The sequence below is a fragment of the Pseudomonas sp. GM30 genome (genome assembly GCF_000282275.2).
Taxonomy (GTDB): Bacteria; Pseudomonadota; Gammaproteobacteria; order Pseudomonadales; family Pseudomonadaceae; genus Aquipseudomonas.
Genome location: NZ_AKJP02000026.1, coordinates 195,898 through 214,064, shown reverse-complemented (window position 1 = coordinate 214,064; position 18,167 = coordinate 195,898). Strand labels below are relative to the sequence as shown.

Sequence of the window (18,167 nt, the reverse complement as noted above, 5' to 3'; positions counted from 1 at the left end):
TGGGCTGCAAGCCGCAGGGGAACCGAACCTGCCGGACCCGCCGAGTGCTTACAGCGAGGGTTATGGTTGTGACTGCCGGTATTGGCCGAGGGATCCATTTATTTTCAGAAAAAACTTCGATGGATTTCCGGAGATATTGCCGCTGGAAAAATCAGTTTTTTCGTTTTTGCCGTTGTTCGTAGCGCGCCAGCAGCGGTTGCGTGCTGATGCCATGCAGCAAAATGCTCAATGCCACCACCGACAGGGTGATGTTGGTGCACAACGTCGCGACTGAAGGACTCAGGCCGTGGTTCAAGGCGTAAAATAGATAGAACAGGCTGCCGATCCCGCGAATGCCGAACCAGCCGATCAACAGCCGCTGACCACCGTCGAGCAAACTGCCCCATGGCATCAGCGCAACGCAGAGCGGACGCACCACGCAGAACAGCACCGCGCCAATGACCAGTGCGCGCCAGTCCCAATGCGGCACCAGCACCACGCCGAGCAGGGTCACCAGAAACACTTCCATGGCCCGTTCCACCAGACTGCCGAACGAGAGCATGTCGCCCATCATGATGCCGGCGGCGACTTGGCTGCTTTCCAGTCGTTCGGTATCGCCGTGCACCGCGTGCTGCGGTTCGATGTTCTGGTGGCCGACCACCGGTTGCACCAGATGTTCGGCGGGCGGCTGGCTGGCGCCGGTGGATTTGACTTCTTCCTGACGCAAGCCGAGGCCGGCGGCGAATACCGACAGAAAACCATAACCGCCAATCGCATCTGCGCCGACGTAAGCCAGGGCAATCAGCGACAGCGCCAGGTAATCATTCGGGCTCAGGGTGCTGTCGTCGTTACGAATGCGCAACGACAGCGTCAACCGACCGATGCCGCGCCCCATCCAGTAACCGGTGAGCAAACCGACCGGCACCGCCCAGAGCAAACCGTGCAACACCCAATCGGTCAAGGCGCCGGGTTGCGCGTCGGCCTGCAACAGCAGCAAGCCGAGAATCACGAACGGGAACGCGATGCCGTCATTGAGCCCGGCTTCACCGGAAAGACCGAAGCGCACGCTGTCGACATCCCGCGCATCATTGACCTGCACCAGCGCGGCCAGTACCGGGTCGGTGGGCGCCAGCATCGCCCCGATCAGCAGCGACGGCCCCCACGACAGTTGCAGGCCCCAGTGCAGCAATACGCTGACCCCGGCGATGGTCAAGACCATCACCGGGCCAGCCAGCCCGAACGCAATCCGCCAGCGCTTGTCGCGCAGTGGCAGGCGCAGCTTGAGCCCGCAGACAAACAGCGAAAACAGCACCGCGACTTCCGTGAGGTGTTCCATCCACACCGAGGCGTTTTCCAGGGGCAGCTTCAGCAGATCCAGACCGCTCGGACCGATGCCGATCCCCAGCAACAGGCACACGGCCGAAGTGGTGACCGGCATCCAGCGCAGGTACGACGAGGTGAGCGCCAGGGTCAGCAAGACGGCGCCAAGCACCGCGACCCAGATGACGAAGCTCATGTTCGGTCGCCCATCGACGACAGCGTCGGCACCGGGTTAAGCAACGGTAGTACGCAGGTACTCAGGCGCGAGCACGTTGAACCACAGCAGAATCATCGACACCAGAATGGTCACCATCACCAGCAGGCCGACGCCCCAGACGCAGGCCGAGTACAGCAGGCCCTGTTCCTTGCGTTCATGCATGAACGTCGGCAGACCAACGAACAACAGGAACGTCGAATACACCGAAGCGGCACCCAGTACCAGAATCGCCAGCCAGCGACTTGGATAAAGCCCGGCGATGCCGGCGACGAAAAACGGCGTCACGGTATAGGCGGCAAAGCCGATGCACTGGTTAAGCGTGGGGCGCGCGTCGAACGTACGCGACATCCAGCGGATGAACCCGCCGATGACCGCGACCCCGGCGACAATGGCCACATACAGCATGATGCTCAGTTGCAGCGCACTGGCCGTGCTCAAGCGCACGGTCTCGCCGGCTGCCAGACTCCAGCCGACATACGTGGTACCGAAGAACAGGCACACGGCGGGAATCAGCGCCAATAGCAGCAGATGCGCAAGGTAGTGACGGGGATGGGCCTCTTCTTCGCGGCGGATGTCAGTCCAGGCGAAGTTGGGCTGGGTGAAGAGTTTGATGAGAGGGGCGGACATGACGACCTCCTGATCCTGCGGACCGGTTGGGACTCTTAAAGGTATGGAGGGACGTCATGCCGCCAGGTTCAGTTTTTATCGCGCTGCTCAGAGCATCGGCTTGCCGCCGGTCACGCCATAGCGCTGACCGGTGATGTAACTGGCTTCATCAGAGGCCAGCAGCACGTAAATCGGCGCCACTTCCACTGGTTGTCCGGGGCGACCGAGCGGGGTTTCGCTGCCGAAGTTCTGCACTTCTTCATCGGGCATGGTCGAGACGATCAACGGTGTCCAGATCGGCCCGGGGGCCACGCAGTTCACGCGGATCTCTTTCGGCCCGAGTATCTGCGCCAGACCGCCGGTGAAGTTGGCGATCGCGCCTTTGGTGGTGGCATAGGCCAGCAGGGTCGGTTTGGGCATGTCCGAGTTGACCGAGCTGGTGTTGATGATCGAGGCGCCGGGGCGCATGTGTTTGATCGCTGCCTGGCACAAGCGGAAAATCGCGGTGATGTTGACGTCGAAGGTCATCACCCATTCGTCATCGGGGATTTCTTCGAAGTTTTCGTGGGTCATCTGGAACGCGGCGTTGTTCACCAGAATGTCGATGCGCCCGAAGCGTTCGACGGTCTTGTCCACCAGTTCCTGGCAATGGGCCTTTTGCGCCAGATCGCCGGACAGCAGCAGGCACTGACGGCCTGCCTGTTCGACCCAGCGTGCGGTCTCTTTGGCGTCGTCATGTTCATTCAGATAGGCCACGACCACATCGGCGCCTTCACGGGCGAAAGCAATCGCCACGGCGCGGCCAATGCCGCTGTCAGCACCGGTAATCAGCGCAATCTTGCCGGCCAGCCGCCCGGAGCCGACGTAGCTTTGTTCGCCGCAATCGGGGTACGGCTGCATTTTGCTTTGCGCACCGGGGACGGCTTGGGCTTGTGCGGGGAAGGGTGGTTTTGGATAGTCGGTCATCGTCAATCTCCGAGGTTCTCAGGGCAGGTATGGGTGGTTGACCCGGACGGTTTGCCGTGAGTTCGATCGGATTTTGGATGACCACAAAACCATTGTAGGAGTGAGCCTGCTCGCGATGGCGGTGTATCAGCCGACATTGATGTTGTATGTCAGTCAGCTATCGCGAGCAGGCTCACTCCTACAGATTGGTGGTGTTTTCAGGATTTGCGGTTGTTCAGGGCGCGCTCCATGCGGCGGATGCCTTCTTCGAGCAACGAGCGCGGGCAGCCGAAGTTCAGGCGCACGAACTGTTGGTGCTGGTCACCGAAGTCCAGACCCGGGCTCAGGCCGACTTTGGCCTGTTCAAGGAAGAACTGCTGCGGGTTGTCCATTTCCAGCGCCGTGCAATCGAGCCAGGCCAGATAGGTGCCCTGCGGCACATTGATGCGCACGCCCGGCAGGCGACTGCGCACCGCGTCCACCAACCAGTCGCGGTTGGCCTGCAGATAGGTTTTCAGTTCGGCGAGCCATGGCGCCCCTTCGCTGTAGGCGACGCGGGTGGCTTCCATGCCCAGCGGGTTGACGCTGTCGACCATGCCGCAACGGGCGTGGTTGACGCGCTCGCGCAGGGCGGCGTCCTGGATGATCATGAACGAGGTCTTGAGGCCAGCGATGTTGTAGGCCTTGCTCGCCGACATCAGGGTGATCGTGCGCCTGGCGATTTCCGGGCTGAGGGACGCGGTCGGAATGTGCACGCGGCCGTCGAAGCACAGCTCGGCGTGGATCTCGTCGGAGATGATCCAGGCGTCCTGTGCCGCGCAGATATCCGCCACGGCTTGCAGTTCTTCACGATCGAACACTTTGCCGATCGGGTTGTGCGGATTGCTCAGGAGCAGCGCACCGCCACCGTTCAGCGACTCGCGCAGGGTCTCCAGCGGGGTGGCGTAGGTGCCATCGGCCTGGGCGACGAATTCCAGCTCGACCTTGTTCAACCCCCAATGCCCCGGCGCGTGACGCAGCGGCGGGTAGTTCGGCACCTGCACCACGACGTTCTGCTGCGGTTTGACCAGCGCCTTGAGGGCCATGTTGAAACCGGATTCGACGCCCGGCAGGAAGATCAGCTCCTGCGGTTTGACCTTCCAGGCGAACTTGTCCCACAGGTCGGCGACGATGGCTTCACGCAGGTTGTCCTGCGCCACGCTGTAACCCACCAACGGATGCAGCAGGCGCTGCTGCAATGCCTCGATGACGACCGGCGGCGCGGCGAAATCCATGTCAGCGACCCACATCGGCAACACGTCGGCCGGGTAACGGCTCCACTTGGTGCTGCCGGTGTTGTGGCGGTCGAATAGCTGATCAAAATCGAAAGTCATGCGCGGTCTCGTGAAGGCGGGATGGGTCCTGGGCGCCATTCTAAGCCCAACGCGACCCATGTGGGAGCTGGCTTGCCAGCGATGGCGTCGTCACTGTCGCTATTGGTGTTGACTGATCCACCGCTTTCGCTGGCAAGCCAGCTCCCACAGGGTTTTGTGTTCGTTGGCGAATAGACCGACAAACGGCCGACGGTCGGTTTTCACACAGAGTGTGTGGTCATTGGCTACAGTGAAAAAACCGGCAGTCATTCTGCCGTAACCGTGTTTGTCCAGAAAAAGCCCGGCTCAAGTACCGGGTTCCACCTGATCAGGAGTGCACGATGGATCTCAGCCGTCGTCAATTCTTCAAGGTCGCCGGTATCGGCCTTGCAGGCTCTAGCCTGGGCGCGTTGGGCATGGCCCCGACGCTGGCCTTCGCCGAGCAGGTGCGTCACTTCAAGCTTGCCCACACTCATGAAACCCGCAACACCTGCCCGTATTGCTCGGTCGGTTGCGGCTTGATCATGTACAGCCAGGGCGATGCCGCGAAGAACGTCGCGCAAAACATCATTCACATCGAGGGCGACGCCGACCACCCGGTCAACCGCGGCACCCTGTGTCCAAAAGGCGCTGGCCTGCTGGACTTCATTCACAGCCCGGGCCGTCTGCAGTACCCGCAGATGCGCAAGCCCGGTAGCAGCGAATGGACCCGGATCAGTTGGGATGAAGCGCTGGATCGCATCGCCGACCTGATGAAGGCCGACCGCGACGCCAACTTCATCGAGAAAAACGCCACCGGGCAGACGGTGAATCGCTGGCTGACCACCGGGTTCCTCGCCGCATCGGCAGCGTCCAACGAAGCCGGTTACATCACCCAGAAGGTGATTCGCAGTCTCGGCATGCTGGGGTTCGATAACCAGGCGCGTGTCTGACACGGCCCGACGGTGGCAAGTCTTGCCCCGACGTACGGCCGTGGTGCCATGACCAACACCTGGACCGATATCGCCAACGCGAATCTGATCCTGGTAATGGGCGGCAACGCAGCAGAAGCGCATCCGTGCGGCTTCAAATGGGTGACCGAGGCCAAGGCGCACAACGCCGCGCGGCTGATCGTGGTCGACCCGCGTTTTACCCGGACCGCTTCGGTGGCCGACTATTACGCGCCGATCCGCACCGGTACCGACATCGCCTTCATGGGCGGGCTGATCAATTACCTGCTGACTCAGGACAAGATCCAGCACGAATACGTGCGCAACTACACCGACGTCTCGTTCATCGTCAAAGCCGGCTATGGCTTTGAGGATGGCATTTTCAGCGGCTATGACGCGGCCAAACGCAGCTACACCGACAAGTCCGGCTGGGGTTACGAGCTGGGCGAGGATGGCTTCGTCAAAGTCGACCCGACCCTGCAGGATCCGCAGTGCGTCTATCAATTGATGAAGCAGCATTACAGCCGCTACAACATTGAACTGGCGAGCCAGATCTGCGGGATGCCGGTCGATGCCATGCAAAAAATCTGGGATGAGATTGCCACGTGCTCCACGCCCGGCAAGACCATGACCATTCTCTATGCGCTCGGCTGGACACAGCACTCGATCGGCGCGCAGATCATCCGCAGCGCGGCGATGGTGCAACTGCTGCTGGGCAACGTCGGCATGCCGGGTGGCGGCGTGAATGCCTTGCGCGGCCACTCGAACATTCAGGGCCTGACCGACCTCGGGTTGTTGTCCAACTCGTTGCCGGGCTATCTGACCCTCGGCAGCGATGGCGAGCAGGACTACAACGCCTTCATCAAAAAACGCACACAGGTGCCGCTGCGTCCGGGGCAATTGTCCTACTGGCAGAACTACAGCAAATTCCACGTCAGCCTGATGAAGTCGTGGTACGGCGCCAACGCCACGCTGGAGAACAACTGGAATTACGACTACCTGCCGAAACTGGACATCCCCAACTACGACGTCCTGAAAATGTTCGATCTGATGAGCCAGGGCAAGGTCAACGGCTACATGTGCCAGGGCTTCAACCCGATCGCTGCGCTGCCGGACAAGAACCGGGTGATGGGCGCGCTGGCCAAGCTCAAGTGGCTGGTGGTGATGGATCCGCTGGCTACCGAGACTTCGGAATTCTGGCAAAACGTCGGGCCGTACAACGACGTGAAAAGCGCCGAGATCCAGACCGAAGTGATTCGCCTGCCGACCACTTGCTTTGCCGAGGAGGACGGCTCGCTGGTCAACAGCAGCCGCTGGCTGCAATGGCACTGGAAAGGCGCCGACGGCCCCGGCGAAGCGCAGACCGACATTCGCATCATGAGCGAACTGTTCCTGCGCCTGCGCAAGCGCTATCAGGCCGAGGGCGGCAAGTTCCCCGATCCGCTGCTGAACCTGTCGTGGCCGTACAAGATCCCCGACGAGCCATCGCCGGAGGAACTGGCCAAGGAGATCAATGGTAGCGCCATGGTCGATTTCACCGATGCCAGCGGCGTGGCGGTCAAGGCCGGCTCGCAACTGGCCGGGTTCGGCCTGCTCAAGGATGACGGCAGCACCGCGTCCGGTTGCTGGATCTTCGCCGGCAGCTGGACCGAGGCCGGCAACCAGATGGCCCGGCGTGACAATGCCGACCCGTATGGCATGCATCAGCATCAGGGCTGGGCCTGGGCGTGGCCGGCCAACCGGCGGATCCTCTACAACCGCGCTTCGGCAGACGTTGCGGGCAAACCGTGGGATCCGAAAAAACGCCTCGTATGGTGGAACGGCAAGGCCTGGGGCGGCACCGATGTGCCGGACTACAAGGCCGATGTACCGCCGGAAGCCGGGATGAACCCGTTCATCATGAACCCCGAAGGCGTGGCGCGGTTCTTCGCCGTCGACAAGATGAACGAAGGGCCATTCCCCGAGCACTACGAGCCGTTCGAAACGCCGATCGGCATCAACCCGCTGCACCCGCAAAACAAGAAAGCCACCAGCAACCCGGCGGCGCGGATCTTCGATTCGGTCTGGGAAAGCCTCGGCGAAGCCAAGGACTTCCCGTACGCCGGCACCAGTTACCGGCTGACCGAGCACTTCCACTTCTGGAGCAAGCATTGCAAGTTGAATGCAATTGCCCAGCCCGAGCAGTTCGTCGAAATCGGCGAAGTGCTGGCGAAGGAGAAGGGCATTGCTGCCGGGGATCGGGTGCGGGTCAGCTGCAAGCGCGGGTTCATCGAGGCGGTGGCGGTGGTGACCAAACGCATCCGGCCGCTGCAGGTCAACGGCCAGGTGGTGCATCAGATCGGCATCCCGCTGCACTGGGGATTCACCGGCCAGACGCGCCACGGTTATCTGACCAACACCCTGGTGCCGTTCCTCGGCGATGGCAACACACAGACCCCGGAATCCAAGTCATTCCTGGTCAACGTGGAGAAACTGTAAATGGCCAGCCAAGACATCATTGCCCGCTCGGCCACCACCACGGTGCCGCCCTCGGTGCGGAATCAGCAGGCAGTCGCCAAGCTGATCGACACCACCAAATGCATCGGCTGCAAGGCCTGCCAGGTCGCCTGCTCGGAATGGAACGAGCTGCGCGACGAGGTCGGCCACAACCACGGCACCTACGACAACCCGCAGGACCTGAGCGCAGAAACCTGGACCCTGATGCGCTTCACCGAACACGAAACCGACGCCGGCAATCTCGAGTGGCTGATCCGCAAGGACGGCTGCATGCATTGCGCCGAACCGGGGTGCCTCGCGGCATGCCCAAGTCCCGGGGCGATCATCAAGCACGCCAACGGCATCGTCGATTTTGATCAGGATCACTGCATCGGCTGCGGCTATTGCATCACCGGTTGCCCGTTCAACATTCCGCGGATTTCGCAGAAGGATCACAAGGCCTACAAATGCACCTTGTGTTCCGACCGCGTCGCGGTAGGGCTGGAGCCGGCCTGCGTAAAAACCTGCCCGACCGGGGCCATCGTCTTCGGCAGCAAGGAAGACATGAAGGAACACGCCGCCGAACGCATCGTCGACCTGAAAAGTCGTGGCTTCGACAACGCCGGGCTGTATGACCCGGAAGGCGTCGGCGGCACTCATGTGATGTACGTGCTGCACCACGCCGACACGCCGAAGATCTACGCCGGGTTGCCGGATGCACCAGCCATCAGCCCGCTGGTGGGTCTGTGGAAAGGCATCAGCAAACCGCTGGGCCTGCTGGCAATGGGGGCGGCGGTGCTGGCCGGGTTCTTCCACTATGTGCGCATCGGGCCGAATCGCGTCGAGGAAGATGAACATCCGACGCCGCCGGATACTTCGGTGCATGTCGTCGATCCGGCGGTGCACACCTTCGATCCACGCGGGGAGGACCGGCCATGAGCAACAAGACGATCCTGCGCTACACCGCCAACCAGCGCACCAATCACTGGCTGGTAGCGATTCTGTTCTTCATGGCCGGGCTGTCCGGACTGGCGTTGTTTCATCCGTCGATGTTCTGGCTGACCCACCTGTTCGGCGGCGGGCCGTGGACACGGATTCTGCACCCGTTCATGGGCGTGCTGATGTTCGTGTTGTTCCTCGGTCTGGTGTTCCGCTTCTGGCGTTCGAACTTCTTCATCGACAACGACTGGAAGTGGATGCGCCGCATCGACCGGGTGCTGGTCAACGATGAAGAAAGCGTGCCGCCGGTGGGCAAGTACAACGCCGGGCAGAAGATGCTGTTCTGGACTTTACTGCTGTGCATGCTCGGTTTGTTGTTCACCGGGCTGGTGATCTGGCGTGCGTATTTCAGTGCGTACTTCGGCATCACCGTGATCCGCTGGGCCATGCTCCTGCATGCGCTGGCCGGGTTTGTGCTTATCCTCAGCATCATCATTCACATCTACGCCGGGCTGTGGATCAAGGGTTCGGTGGACGCGATGCTGCATGGCTGGGTCAGCCGCGCCTGGGCGAAGAAACACCACGAACTCTGGTATCGCGACATTACCCGCGATGAACGCAATCCGGACGTGCCGGAGCGACCGATCACCAAAAAGGGCTGACTTTTGGCAACCATTCTTGAACCCGGGGAAATCGAAGCGGCGGCCAGTTCGCCGCCGTTTCTGCACCTGCCGCCGCACAACCTGTTCACCTTGCGCGCCCAGCGTCTGGAGCAATTGGCTCACGGGCATCCGCTGGCCGATTACCTGCGGCTGATCGGCGGATTGTGCCGGGTTCAGCAGCAGGTTTTCGACGATCCACCGCTGACGGCACCGTTTGATCAGCAAAGGATCGAAGCCTGTCAGCTACACGGCTTGCCGCCGTTCGCTGCCGACACATTGGTGCGCGAAGAGGGCTGGCAGGTTTATCTGGATGCTCTGTTGCAACGCTACGTGCCGCCCGTTCAATCCGCCGTGGTCGACGCGCTCGCCACCTTGCGTGGCGCCAGTGCCGGGCAGTTACGTGCGTGGGCGGTGGCGTTGGTCAGCGGCCAGTATTCGATGGTGCCGGCGCAGTTGGTGCCGTTTCTCGGTGCCGGGTTGCAAGCGGCGTGGAGTCACTGGCTGCTCAGCGCACCGAACCTGCAACTGAAACCCGGCGACAGCCTCAGCCAGTGCCCGGGCTGTGGTTCACCGGCGATGGCCGGGGTCATTCGTCATCGCGGCAAACACAACGGCCTGCGCTATCTGGTGTGTTCGTTATGCGCCTGCGAATGGCATGTGGTGCGGGTCAAGTGCGTGTATTGCGAGTCGAGCAAGGGGCTGGATTATCTGAGTCTTGAGGATGATCGACATGCGGCAAATCAGGCGCCGATTCGGGCGGAGGTGTGCCCGAGTTGCAACAGCTACTTGAAACTGGTGTACCTGGAAAACGATGCCGAAGGCGAAGCGCTGTCGGCGGACCTCACCAGCCTGCTGCTCGACATGCGTCTGGCGCAGGACGGTTATCAGCGCCTGGCACCGAATCTGTTGCTGGCGCCGGGAGACGAATGACCAGAGCGTCTACACTCGCCGGACAGTCTTGTTTTTTCGGGAGTGGCTGATGTCTTCGAGCGTTGCCCTGCGGTTGCCTTCCATTGATGGTTTGTTGCGTCACCCGGCCTGTGTGCCGTTGGCCGAGCGTTATGGCCGCGAATCGTTGCTGGCCAGCTTGCGCCAGTTGCTCGATGAATTGCGATCCAGCGTGTTGAACGGCCAATTGTCGGCCGTTGAAATCAGCCCCGACGTGCTCGCCGGACGGGTTGGCGAGCGCCTGGCCCTGCAACAGCGCAGCAACGTGCGCCGAGTGTTCAACCTGACCGGCACGGTGTTGCACACCAATCTTGGCCGGGCGTTGCTGCCGGACGAAGCCATCGACGCCGTGCAAATGGCCGCGCGCTATCCGCTCAATCTTGAGTTCGATCTGGCGACCGGCAAGCGCGGTGATCGCGACGACCTGATCGAAGGCCTGATCCGCGAACTGACCGGCGCCGAAGCCGTCACCGTGGTCAACAACAATGCCGCTGCGGTGTTGCTGACGCTGAACAGCCTCGGCGCGCGCAAGGAAGGCATCATTTCCCGTGGCGAGCTGATCGAGATCGGCGGCGCGTTCCGCATCCCCGACATCATGGCCCGCGCCGGCGTGCGTCTGCATGAAGTCGGCACCACCAACCGCACCCACGCCCGTGACTACGAAGCGGCGATCAGCCCGCGCAGCGGCTTGATCATGCGCGTGCACGCGAGCAACTACAGCATCGAAGGCTTTACCGCCCGGGTGCCTACCGCCGAACTGGCCGAGCTGGCCCATCGGCACGGCTTGCCGCTGCTGGAGGATCTGGGCAGCGGCAGTCTGCTGGACTTGACCCGCTGGGGTCTGCCGGCGGAACCGACGGTACGCCAGGCGCAGCTTGATGGCGCTGACATCGTCACCTTCAGCGGCGACAAATTGCTCGGCGGGCCGCAGGCCGGGTTGATTGTCGGACGCAAAGATTTGATCGCGAAGATCAAGAAGAACCCGTTGAAGCGCGCCTTGCGTGTCGACAAGTTGACCTTGGCCGCACTGGAAGCGGTGCTCGGCCTGTATCGCGATCCGGATCGCCTCGCCGAACGTCTGCCGAGTTTGCGGCTGTTGACTCGTCCGCAAGCCGACATCTTCGCCCAGGCTTGCCGTTTGCAACCGACAATGGCTGAGGTGTTGGGCGAACCCTGGCAGGTCAGCGCCGTGCAGGCCTTGGGCATGATCGGCAGCGGCAGCCAACCGGTGGCGCGCCTGCCGAGTGCAGCGCTGTGCCTGCGCCCGCAAGTGTCCAAGCGACTGCGCGGACGCTTTCTGCTCAATCTGGAGACCGCGTTGCGTGCGTTGCCGATCCCGGTGCTCGGGCGCATTGACGACGATGCGCTGTGGCTCGATCTACGCCAACTCGACGACGAGCCGGCGTGGCTGGCGCAGTTGCCGCAGTTGCAGGTCGAGTCGTGATCGTCGGCACCGCCGGGCACATCGACCACGGCAAGACCTCGCTGCTGCAAGCGCTGACCGGGCAAACCGGCGACCGCCGCCCGCAGGAGCGCGAGCGCGGCATGACCATCGACCTCGGTTATCTCTACGCGGAGCTGGAACCCGGTGCCGGGCTGACCGGGTTCATTGATGTGCCGGGCCACGAGAAATTCACCCACAACATGCTCGCCGGGGCGCAGGGCATCGATCTGGTGTTGCTGGTGGTAGCGGCGGACGACGGAGTGATGCCGCAGACCCGCGAGCATTTGGCGATTGTCCAGTTGCTGGGCATTCCCCGGGCGCTGGTGGCGATCACCAAATGCGATCGGGTTGAAGCGGGCAGGGTGGAGGAGGTGCAGCGACAGATTCTGGATTTGCTCGAACCCGGACCGTTTGCCGACGCGCCGGTATTGGCGCTTTCGAGTGTGACCGGGCAGGGCGTCGATGATCTGCGCCAGAGCTTGCTGCAGATTCAAAGCGAAGTGCATGGGCGCAGTCGCGACGGTGGTTTTCGCCTGGCCATCGATCGCGCGTTCAGTGTTGCCGGGGCCGGGATTGTGGTCACCGGGACGGCGTTGTCGGGCACGGTGTGTGTCGGTGACAAACTGACCCTCGGGCCGTCCGGCAAATCGGTGCGGGTGCGAGGCCTGCACGCGCAAAACCAGCCCGCCGAACAGGCCTTTGCCGGGCAGCGGGTGGCGCTGAATATCAGTGGTGATCGACTGGCGCTGGAACAGATCCATCGCGGCCAATGGCTGTTGGCCGAATGGCTGCACGCACCGACGCAACGGGTCGATATCGAGTTTCAGTTGTTGCCCGGTGAGCGCACGTTCGAACACTTTCACCCGGTGCACGTGCACCTCGGTACGCAAGACGTCATCGCCCGCGTGGCGTTGCTCGAAGGTCCGCGTTTGCGTCCCGGCGAACGGATGTTTGCGCAACTGCTAATCAATGCGCCGGTGCATGCGGTAAAGGGCGATCGCTTGATCCTGCGGGATCAGAGCGCGCAACGCACACTCGGTGGCGGTCAGGTACTCGACCCGTTCGCCCCGGCCCGACAACGCCGCAGCCCGGAACGGCTGGCGCAACTGCAAGCGCTGGCCGGCAGCGACAGTCTTGAACAGGCGCTGCCGCTGTTGCTTGACCACAGCGCTGGCGGCCTCGATCCGCAACGGCTGGAGCGCCAGTTCAATCGCCAGCGTGAACACTGGTCGCTACCGGCCAACGTGCGCCTGATCGACACCCGCCAGGGCCCGGTGCTGTTCAACGTGCAGCGCTGGGGGCAGCTGAAGTTCACCCTGTTGGAGCAGTTGGCCAAGTTGCATGAACTGGAACCGGACCAGATGGGACCGGATCGCGATCGCCTGCGCCGCTTCAGTGGTCTGGCGCTGGAGCGTTCGACCTTCGGCAGCCTGCTGGAAGAACTGCGCGCCGCCGGATCGATCAACGCCAGCGGGCCGTGGTTGCATCTGCCGGATCATCAGGTGCGTTTAAATGGCGAAGACGAAACCCTGTGGCAGCGCATGCAGTCGCTGTTCGAACAGGCCGGGTTTGATCCGCCGTGGGTGCGTGACGTCGCCAAAGTGTTGGGCGTGGACGATGCCGTGGTGCGCCTGCTGTTGCGCAAACTGGCGCGCCAAGGGTTGATGCATCAGGTGGTGCGCGACCTGTTTCTGAGCAACGTGCAATTGCAGCGCATGGCCGAAATCCTGTTGCAACTGGAACAGGAAAATCCGTCGATCCAGGTGACAACCTTCCGTGATGCGCTAGGCTTGGGACGCAAACGCTGTATTCAGTACCTGGAATACTTCGACCGCCTCGGCCTGACCCGACGCATCGGCGAATCCCGGGTGATCCGCCATGACAACGCGCTGGCCAGTGCCGACGCACCCTGAGTTCAAAGGAAGGCAATCGCGCCCGGTGGCGCGGCCGGGCTTCAAACCCGGTTGGGGACGGCATCCGTTCCCGGGCAGGTTCGACTCCGGCTGCCTTCCGCCAATTACTACAGCATCCTCGACGCACTGAATTCCCTGTGGGAGCGAGCCTGCTCGCGAATGCGGTACGTCATTCAACATCTATGTCAACTGATCGACCGCTTTCGCGAGCAAGCTCGCTCCCACAGTGAGTTATGGGTTAGAGGCGGCCATACTCGCGGGCTGTGCGATCCACGGCGATCCGTGTTTTGTCCACCAATTCATCTAGCTCCGCGCGCGTGGCGATCAACGCCGGGGCCATGATCATCCGGCCCAGCGTCGAGCGAATGATCAGGCCTTCTTCGAAGCCAATGGTGCGGCAGCGCCAGGCGATGTCGTTCTCGTTGGCGAAACGCTTGCGGGTGGCTTTGTCTTCGGCGAACTGCAATGCCGCCACCAGCCCCACGCCCTGAATCTCACCCACCAGCGGATGGTTGCCGAACACTTCGCGCAGGCAGTTCTGCAGGTACGGGCCGGTGTCGGTTTTCACCTGAGTGACCACGCCTTCATCGCGCAACGCCTTGAGATTGGCAATCGCCACCGCAGCCGCCACCGGGTGCCCGGAGTAGGTCAGGCCGTGAGCGAACACGCCGCCTTTTTCCACCAGCGCTTCGGCCATGCGCCGCGACAGAATCAGCCCACCCATAGGGATGTAGCCGGAGGTCAGGCCCTTGGCGATGGACAGGGTGTCCGGCTCGAAACCGAAGGCCTGATGCGCGAACCATTCGCCGGTGCGGCCGAAACCGCCGATGACTTCGTCGGCACACAGCAGCACATCATACTTGCGGCAGATGCGCTGGATTTCCGGCCAGTAGGTGGCGGGCGGGATGATCATGCCGCCGGCGCCCTGGAACGGTTCGGCGACGAACGCGGCGACCTTGTCGGCACCCAGTTCGAGGATCTTGTCTTCCAGTTGCCGCGCCGCCTGCAGGCCGAATTCTTCCGGACTGAGATCACCTTCGTGGGCGAACCAGTACGGCTCGTCGATGTGCGCCACGTCAGGGATGGTGCCGCCCATTTCGTGCATGAATTTCATGCCGCCCAGCGCCGTCGCAGCCAGGGTCGAGCCGTGGTAGCCGTTCCAGCGGCCGATCATGATTTTCTTCTCAGGCTGGCCCATCACCTGCCAGAACTTGCGCACGGTGCGGATCAGCACCTCGTTGGCTTCCGAGCCGGAGTTGGTGTAGATCGCGTGGCTGTAGTGCTGGGGCAGCAGGCTGAACAACAGCTCGGAGAGCTCGATCACCTGCGGGTGAGTGGTGTGGAAGAACATGTTGTAGTAGGGCAGTTGTTGCAGCTGCGCGGTCGCGGCAGCGGCCAGGTCCTTGCGCCCGTAACCGAGGTTGGTGCACCACAGGCCGGACATGCCGTCCAGGTAGCGATTACCGTCGTTGTCCCACAGCGCCAGCCGATCACCGCTGACCATCACCCGCGGGCCTTCCTCATTGAGGGCTTTCTGATCGACGAACGCGTGAATGTGGTGGGCGGCGTCGGCGGCCTGATAATCGCGGGTGCTGCGGGTCGGATCGAATTCGGCGGACATGGCGGTTCTCCAGAGAAACGGGGCAAGTGGGTGCGCGTTCATTCCAGCGGTGCACGGATAATATTTGTCACTTAAAAATATTTTTGTAAAGAAAATATTTGTCGGTTAAAAAATAAATCCGTAGGCTCCGTCTCATCAGCAAGTCAGGACAAAGGCACCATGAGCGGGCTCAGAGAGCGGCAAAAGGAACAGCGCAGGGAAGTCATCGCGCAGGCAGCGCTGGAGCTGTTCAAGACCAACGGTTTTGCGGCCACCACGCTGGACCAGATCGCGGTCCAGGCCGGGGTGTCTGCGCCGACGGTGGTCAATTATTTCGGCGGCAAACAGGAGATTCTGCTGGCCTTGCTCAAACAGCCGGACGAGCAGGCCATGCGCGAGGCGCGGGCCAATCTGGATGACGACAGCGATCCGCTGGAAGCGCTGTGCGAGTTCGAAAGCTTGATGACCGACTATCAACTGCAAGCGATGCCGGCTTCGTTGTGGCGTGAGTTGGCGCCGTTTCTACTGACGGGTGAGTTGGCGCTGGCGTTGAGCCCGTGGAATGCGGCGGTGATCGAAGAAACCAAGGCGCTGCTTGGGCATTTTCAGGCGCAGGGCAAGGTGCGGGCGACGGTAGATCTGGACGTGGCGGCGACGTTGTTCAACCAGTACGCGAACATGGCGTTTATCCGTCTGGCGACCGAACCTGAGCCGGACCGAGCGGCACATGCCGAACACATGCGCGGTGTGCTGGGTTTGATCTGCCATGGCATTTTGAGCAGCGAGTAGTGGTTTTCAGCTTTTCGGCAACCACGGCTGCATCAACTCCAGCATCCCGCGTCCGCCACGGCGCAACCCGGCGGCCATGGCCAGCCACGACAGCTCGGTAATGATCACCTCGCGGGCATGCAGCAAGCGCACTTCGCCCGCCGTGCCACCGGCCGTTCCGCCATCCGGCATGTACACCGTCATCCAGTCACCGACACTTTCCACCACCAGACACAGACGCCAGCCTTGTTCCTCGGCAATCAGGCCGACCTTCGAGCCGTCGGGGTTTTCCATCCCGGCAAAGCGTGTGGTGGTGTCCTTGAGCAACTGGTAACCCGGCAGATTGCTCAAGACCTTGTCTACGGTGTTTTCGATCGTTCGGGCAGCGGTAGAAGTGCGGGCCAGCAGACCGGCGAGAAAACACAGCACAATCAAACCGAACAACGTCGCCAGCGTGATCAGGGTCACGCCGGCAACGTCGTGCCCGGCAAACATCGGCAGCAGCTTTTCCACGGGGCCACGCAACAGGTGGATGGCTTTTTCCAGCAGGACGAAAACCAGCGCCAGGGGCAGAATGAACAGCAATCCGCCAATCACGGTGGTTTTGATGAACTTGAACATGGCAGCTCCTTGCTGAATTCCTTCAGTGACACAAAGCAAGGCTAGCTGAATAAAATGCCGAGGCCGACTGGCGACGAACAAGAAGCAGGGCGCATGAGCGCTGGCGCGACATCTGGCTCGATTGCACCCAGAGCATGAGTGGATTCAGCGATTGCAACTGACTGAAAAATACTCCCGACCCAACGAATGAACTGTGGCGAGGGAGCTTGCTCCCGCTGGGGCGCGAAGCGGCCCTGCTGTTGAGGGACTGCTGCGCAATCCAGCGGGAGCAAGCTCCCTCGCCACAACAGACTTGTTCATCAGTAGATATGGCTAACGACGGGTCGCCAGGTAGGACTGCCCAAGATCACTCGCCCAACCGTCCAGTACCGCTTTTACGTCATCGGCGGTCAGCACCTGCTTGTCGTTTTCCAGAGGCAGCCCGATGCCCTTGCGCACGACTTCGGCGACCACTTCGCCGGTGGAGCCGTCCTCGAATGAGACTTCGGTGGTGATTTCGCTGTCCTGATCGCGGATGCCGGTGGCGGTGCTCACGCCTGCAGCGACCAGCGTCACCGGTAGCCATTCATAAAAGCGCAGGCCCTGGGTGCTGGCGGCGACGCGGGTGATTGCTGGTCTGACCGTCAGGGTGTTCGGGCCGGGTTGCGGCACCAGGTGCATGACCTTGCCCAGTTCCAGCCTGAGCGCGGCGTCGTAGTACTCGGTGACGCCGGACAGCGTGCTCAGCGGGATCCGCTCGCTCGGCGCGGCGCTGGGGTAGAACTGGCTGGGCGCCAGATAGACCTGGGTGTAACGCCCCCGGGCCAATGCCGGGCTGACCCAACTCAACACCGTCTGCCCCGATGGCGACTGGTGCTCGCTGAGCACGCTGTAATCGTGCAGGAATCCGGTGTACTTCTGCGGTTCGACGGTTTTGCTGCTGCAGGCCGACAGGCTCAGGGACGCCGTACACAGCACCGACATCAAGCAATGGCTTCTGATCATGCGAATCCTTGTTTTGCGCTGTTGCCCCGCGTGGTTCAAGCGCGGGCAGTGATGGGGGAGGAGAGCGGCGGGGTGTTGTCCGAGCATTCGATGTGCAGACGGCCGTGGCTCATGATCCATTGGATGAGGTCGGCGGTCGGAATCGAATGCACGTACTCGACCCATTGCGAATCGCTGGGACCGTACTGCTCGAAATAGCGGCGCAGGACGATACGGCTTTGATCATCTGACAGGCCCAGGCAGAACTCCTGGAACAACAGCGGCGTATCCTGCTCGGGCGCGCTGGTGCGCTGGCTGAGAATCAACGGATAGCGGGCGTCGTGGCCCTCGGCGGTATAACGGTTGTGCAATGCGCTCATTGAAAGCCCCCCGGTTGTCGATGGCGTGCAGGGTGCCTGAGGGGTTTTGCCGCAGAATGTCCGCTTGATGTCAGGGACGACGGAATGTTGCTCGATTGAAATATAT

The 18,167-nt window shown here is 62.0% G+C and carries 15 protein-coding genes and 1 tRNA gene; 8 read left to right on the top strand and 8 right to left on the bottom strand.

Annotated elements, in window-relative coordinates; all coding sequences use genetic code 11:
* Window positions 1–151: 151 nt before the first annotated feature.
* The 4 genes from PMI25_RS16665 to PMI25_RS16650 all read right to left on the bottom strand — a co-directional run bounded on the left by PMI25_RS16665 (window position 152) and on the right by PMI25_RS16650 (window position 4,440).
* Window positions 152–1,495: a cation:proton antiporter gene (locus tag PMI25_RS16665; RefSeq protein WP_007967010.1), complete on the bottom strand. Its 1,344-nt coding sequence runs from the start codon at window positions 1,493–1,495 to the stop codon at window positions 152–154.
* Window positions 1,496–1,531: 36 nt separating this feature from the next.
* On the bottom strand, window positions 1,532–2,143 hold the full coding sequence (locus PMI25_RS16660) for a Yip1 family protein (RefSeq protein WP_007967011.1): 612 nt from the start codon (window positions 2,141–2,143) through the stop codon (window positions 1,532–1,534).
* Window positions 2,144–2,230: 87 nt separating this feature from the next.
* Complete coding sequence (locus tag PMI25_RS16655) at window positions 2,231–3,088, bottom strand: glucose 1-dehydrogenase (protein WP_007967012.1); 858 nt, start codon at window positions 3,086–3,088, stop codon at window positions 2,231–2,233.
* A gap of 197 nt (window positions 3,089–3,285) precedes the next feature.
* Window positions 3,286–4,440: a MalY/PatB family protein gene (locus PMI25_RS16650; RefSeq protein ID WP_007967013.1), complete on the bottom strand. Its 1,155-nt coding sequence runs from the start codon at window positions 4,438–4,440 to the stop codon at window positions 3,286–3,288.
* Between the two features lie 320 nt (window positions 4,441–4,760).
* Here PMI25_RS16650 and fdnG point away from each other — a divergent pair, with 320 nt between their 5' ends.
* The 7 genes from fdnG to PMI25_RS16610 all read left to right on the top strand — a co-directional run bounded on the left by fdnG (window position 4,761) and on the right by PMI25_RS16610 (window position 13,832).
* Window positions 4,761–7,826, top strand: coding sequence for a formate dehydrogenase-N subunit alpha (gene fdnG, locus PMI25_RS16640; protein ID WP_150113642.1), 3,066 nt, complete (start codon window positions 4,761–4,763; stop codon window positions 7,824–7,826).
* On the top strand, window positions 7,827–8,762 hold the full coding sequence (gene fdxH / locus PMI25_RS16635) for a formate dehydrogenase subunit beta (RefSeq protein WP_007967017.1): 936 nt from the start codon (window positions 7,827–7,829) through the stop codon (window positions 8,760–8,762). It begins immediately after the preceding gene.
* Window positions 8,759–9,424, top strand: a complete 666-nt coding sequence (locus tag PMI25_RS16630; RefSeq protein WP_007967019.1) for a formate dehydrogenase subunit gamma — start codon at window positions 8,759–8,761, stop codon at window positions 9,422–9,424. Before fdxH ends, PMI25_RS16630 begins: the two co-directional genes overlap by 4 nt.
* A gap of 3 nt (window positions 9,425–9,427) precedes the next feature.
* Window positions 9,428–10,354 (top strand): formate dehydrogenase accessory protein FdhE, encoded by a 927-nt coding sequence (gene fdhE, locus PMI25_RS16625; RefSeq protein ID WP_007967021.1) that lies wholly within the window; start codon window positions 9,428–9,430, stop codon window positions 10,352–10,354.
* A 49-nt stretch (window positions 10,355–10,403) separates the two neighbouring features.
* Entirely contained in the window at window positions 10,404–11,816 is a 1,413-nt protein-coding gene (selA, locus tag PMI25_RS16620; protein ID WP_007967023.1) for an L-seryl-tRNA(Sec) selenium transferase, read from the top strand.
* A complete protein-coding gene (gene selB / locus PMI25_RS16615; protein ID WP_007967025.1) occupies window positions 11,813–13,729 on the top strand; it encodes a selenocysteine-specific translation elongation factor in 1,917 nt (638 codons plus the stop codon). Before selA ends, selB begins: the two co-directional genes overlap by 4 nt.
* 7 nt (window positions 13,730–13,736) lie before the next feature.
* Window positions 13,737–13,832: transfer RNA gene (locus PMI25_RS16610), tRNA-Sec, on the top strand.
* Window positions 13,833–13,967: 135 nt separating this feature from the next.
* On the opposite strand, the gene PMI25_RS16605 is transcribed toward PMI25_RS16610, so the two are convergent.
* Window positions 13,968–15,350 carry an aspartate aminotransferase family protein gene (locus tag PMI25_RS16605; RefSeq protein ID WP_007967028.1) on the bottom strand — a complete coding sequence of 461 codons (1,383 nt, stop codon included), beginning with the start codon at window positions 15,348–15,350 and terminating at the stop codon, window positions 13,968–13,970.
* 159 nt (window positions 15,351–15,509) lie between these two features.
* Between PMI25_RS16605 and PMI25_RS16600 the strand changes: the two genes are divergently transcribed.
* Window positions 15,510–16,118 carry a TetR/AcrR family transcriptional regulator gene (locus tag PMI25_RS16600; protein WP_007967030.1) on the top strand — a complete coding sequence of 203 codons (609 nt, stop codon included), beginning with the start codon at window positions 15,510–15,512 and terminating at the stop codon, window positions 16,116–16,118.
* Window positions 16,119–16,124: 6 nt separating this feature from the next.
* Here PMI25_RS16600 and PMI25_RS16595 read toward each other — a convergent pair whose 3' ends face one another.
* From PMI25_RS16595 to PMI25_RS16585, 3 genes are all read right to left on the bottom strand, one after another.
* Window positions 16,125–16,718 carry a hypothetical protein gene (locus tag PMI25_RS16595; RefSeq protein WP_007967033.1) on the bottom strand — a complete coding sequence of 198 codons (594 nt, stop codon included), beginning with the start codon at window positions 16,716–16,718 and terminating at the stop codon, window positions 16,125–16,127.
* Between the two features lie 312 nt (window positions 16,719–17,030).
* Window positions 17,031–17,702 carry a DUF3313 domain-containing protein gene (locus PMI25_RS16590; RefSeq protein WP_007967035.1) on the bottom strand — a complete coding sequence of 224 codons (672 nt, stop codon included), beginning with the start codon at window positions 17,700–17,702 and terminating at the stop codon, window positions 17,031–17,033.
* Between the two features lie 35 nt (window positions 17,703–17,737).
* The gene (locus tag PMI25_RS16585; protein ID WP_007967036.1) at window positions 17,738–18,061 is read right to left on the bottom strand and encodes a hypothetical protein; all 324 of its coding nucleotides are present in this window, start codon (window positions 18,059–18,061) and stop codon (window positions 17,738–17,740) included.
* Window positions 18,062–18,167: the final 106 nt, after the last annotated feature.

Bases quoted from the DNA above. Each gene is read 5' to 3' on its own strand.
- PMI25_RS16665 (WP_007967010.1), bottom strand. From the start codon at position 1,495: ATGAGCTTCGTCATCTGGGTCGCGGTGCTTGGCGCCGTCTTGCTGACC.
- PMI25_RS16660 (WP_007967011.1), bottom strand. From the start codon at position 2,143: ATGTCCGCCCCTCTCATCAAACTCTTCACCCAGCCCAACTTCGCCTGG.
- PMI25_RS16655 (WP_007967012.1), bottom strand. From the start codon at position 3,088: ATGACCGACTATCCAAAACCACCCTTCCCCGCACAAGCCCAAGCCGTC.
- PMI25_RS16650 (WP_007967013.1), bottom strand. From the start codon at position 4,440: ATGACTTTCGATTTTGATCAGCTATTCGACCGCCACAACACCGGCAGC.
- fdxH (WP_007967017.1), top strand. From the start codon at position 7,827: ATGGCCAGCCAAGACATCATTGCCCGCTCGGCCACCACCACGGTGCCG.
- PMI25_RS16630 (WP_007967019.1), top strand. From the start codon at position 8,759: ATGAGCAACAAGACGATCCTGCGCTACACCGCCAACCAGCGCACCAAT.
- selA (WP_007967023.1), top strand. From the start codon at position 10,404: ATGTCTTCGAGCGTTGCCCTGCGGTTGCCTTCCATTGATGGTTTGTTG.
- PMI25_RS16605 (WP_007967028.1), bottom strand. From the start codon at position 15,350: ATGTCCGCCGAATTCGATCCGACCCGCAGCACCCGCGATTATCAGGCC.
- PMI25_RS16600 (WP_007967030.1), top strand. From the start codon at position 15,510: ATGAGCGGGCTCAGAGAGCGGCAAAAGGAACAGCGCAGGGAAGTCATC.
- PMI25_RS16595 (WP_007967033.1), bottom strand. From the start codon at position 16,718: ATGTTCAAGTTCATCAAAACCACCGTGATTGGCGGATTGCTGTTCATT.
- PMI25_RS16590 (WP_007967035.1), bottom strand. From the start codon at position 17,702: ATGATCAGAAGCCATTGCTTGATGTCGGTGCTGTGTACGGCGTCCCTG.
- PMI25_RS16585 (WP_007967036.1), bottom strand. From the start codon at position 18,061: ATGAGCGCATTGCACAACCGTTATACCGCCGAGGGCCACGACGCCCGC.